The sequence below is a fragment of the Burkholderia sp. LMG 13014 genome (assembly GCF_905232215.1).
Taxonomy (GTDB): Bacteria; Pseudomonadota; Gammaproteobacteria; order Burkholderiales; family Burkholderiaceae; genus Burkholderia.
In genome coordinates this window covers 1-2,357 of record NZ_CAJNKE010000776.1, presented here as the reverse complement: position 1 = coordinate 2,357, position 2,357 = coordinate 1, and the positions used below count along the sequence as shown (strand labels likewise).

General features: G+C 67.6%; 2 protein-coding genes. Both read left to right on the top strand.

Annotated features, from left to right (window positions below; genetic code table 11):
* Window positions 1-253 precede the first annotated feature (253 nt).
* Window positions 254-838 carry a hypothetical protein gene (locus JYJ84_RS34455; protein ID WP_174955763.1) on the top strand — a complete coding sequence of 195 codons (585 nt, stop codon included), beginning with the start codon at window positions 254-256 and terminating at the stop codon, window positions 836-838.
* A 111-nt stretch (window positions 839-949) separates the two neighbouring features.
* Window positions 950-2,357 (top strand): sigma-54 dependent transcriptional regulator (locus JYJ84_RS34450; RefSeq protein ID WP_205190110.1); only part of this gene is annotated, 1,408 nt, incomplete at its 3' end.

The window sequence follows — 2,357 nt, the reverse complement described above, 5'->3', positions numbered from 1 at the left end:
CGCAAGGATTGCCGCAGTCTCCGGTCGACCAGCAGGCCGCCCCGGTTGCACCGGTCGTGCCGGCTCCGGCTGTCATCTCGACGAGCACGTCGTCGTAAGCACGCGGGTCGGTCTCCCGTGCGACCGGAACACCGGCCGCACGGGCGTCGTTCGGACCCGATGCCCGACGGTCGTTGCCAGTTTGCGGGTGTTGGTCCCATCCCCGAGGTCAACACCTCTTTTTGCCTGACGAGGATGCAAGGAGGCCTCAATCATGAGGATCTTTTTGGTCGCTCTGTTGTTGTATAGCGCGCAAGCCGCAGCGCAGGCGGTATTTCAGAACCCGGCGGTCTTCGTGATCCTGGGCGAGCAGACCGCAGCGAACGCCGTGAGCGTCGAGCAGGCGCTGACGACACTCGGTCGCGCCGATAACACGGCATGCGCGCCGATGATGATGATCGGCGATCCGCAGATGATCTACATGATGCCGGAGCAGGGGCACGCGCCGTCGTGGCAATCGCCGGTGTACGGTCGTGGTGCGCCGTTCGAAGCGCAGAACGGACCGACGCCGACCGGCAAGACGATCGGCGCGATGCAGCATGCCGAGGACATGCAGACGCAGCCATGGAGCGACGGCAGCGCGATCACGCAGAAGATCGCCGGCGAGTCGAGCGTGACGGCGGCGGACCGGGTGAGCGGGTGGCAGCGCAACGAGCTCAACTCGATCGAGACGGCCCGCGCGACGGAAGTCACGGTGAACGGCAAGACCTACCGCGCCTATCGTGACGACCTCAACGGTGCCACGAAGCCGGTCGTCGAGCCGCAAATCTACACGCAGCGCGTCGTTTTCTGCCGATAGCGCAACGTCCATCCGAGGACGGCCCGGCGCCGCGCCGCGGGACCACGATGCCCCGCGCTGCGCGATCCGGCAACGGCCGTTTCGACAACCAACCCAAGCGACGAGGCCATCGTGAATTATTGCTGCCAGATCAGGGTGTCGGGCCCGCAGGATTTCGAACGCGATGCGGGTACGGCGTCGTTCGTGGCCGCCCGGCGCAACCATGTCGTACCGTCGCGGCCGCTCGTCTACCTGTCGCAGCAGCCCGATGCCGCGCTCGTCGACTGTCTCGCGTCGCGCGGCTGGGACGTGTGGCGCGCGAAAACCGTTGCGGACGCACTGAATCTCGTCAGGGCAAACCGTCCGCATGCGGGCATCGTCGATTTCGGCGGCTTCGCGTCGCCCGACGTCATGTCGTTCGAGGCGCTGCTGCGCGACCCGCGCGTCGGCTGGGTCGCGCTCGCGGACGATGAGCGGCTGCGGGATCTCGCCATCGCGCGCCTGATTCGCCACTGCTGCTTCGACTACGTGCGCAACGCGACCGCGTACACGACGATCGGCTATCTGGTCGGCCATGCATACGGGATGCTGAAGCTCGCGGACGGCAGCCCGGACGCCGATGCGGCGCCCCCCGGCGGCACGATGATCGGCTCGTGCAACGCGATGCGCCGGCTGTTCGCGACGATCCGCAAGGTCGCGAACACGGATGCCACCGTATTCATCGCCGGCGAATCCGGCACCGGCAAGGAGCTGACGGCGGCGGCGATCCACCAGCAGTCGTTGCGCGCCGAGGCGCCGTTCGTCGCCGTGAACTGCGCGGCCATTCCGTCGACGCTGCTGCAGGCCGAACTGTTCGGCCACGAGCGCGGCGCGTTCACGGGCGCGCACCAGCGCAAGATCGGCCGGATCGAGGCCGCGCACGGCGGCACGCTGTTTCTCGATGAAATCGGCGACATGCCGTTCGAAAGCCAGGCGAGCCTGCTGCGTTTCCTGCAGGAAGGCACGATCGAGCGGCTTGGCGGCCATGCGTCGATTCCGGTGGACGTGCGGATCGTGTCGGCGACCCACGTCGATCTCGAAGCCGCGATGCAGGCGGGGCGGTTCCGTGCCGACCTGTACTACCGCCTGTGCGTGCTGCGCATCGACGAGCCGCCGCTGCGCGTGCGCGGCCGTGACATCATGCTGCTCGCCGACCACGTGCTGCGGCGCTATCGCGGCGACAGTTCGCACCGGATTCGCGGCTTCATGCCGTGCGCGATCGAAGCGATCCACAACTATCCGTGGCCCGGCAACGTGCGCGAGCTGATCAACCGGATCCGGTTCGCGGTCGTGATGACGAACGGCCCGATGATTTCGGCCGTGGATCTCGAACTGCAGCAGTACACGTCGCGGCAGCCGCCGACGCTCGCGGAAGCGCGCCGGCAGGCCGAGCGGCACGCGATCGAGGAAACGCTGCTGCGCCACCGCCACCAGCATGCGGACGTGGCGGCCGAGCTGGGCATCTCGCGTGCGACGCTGTATCGGCTGATGACCGCACACG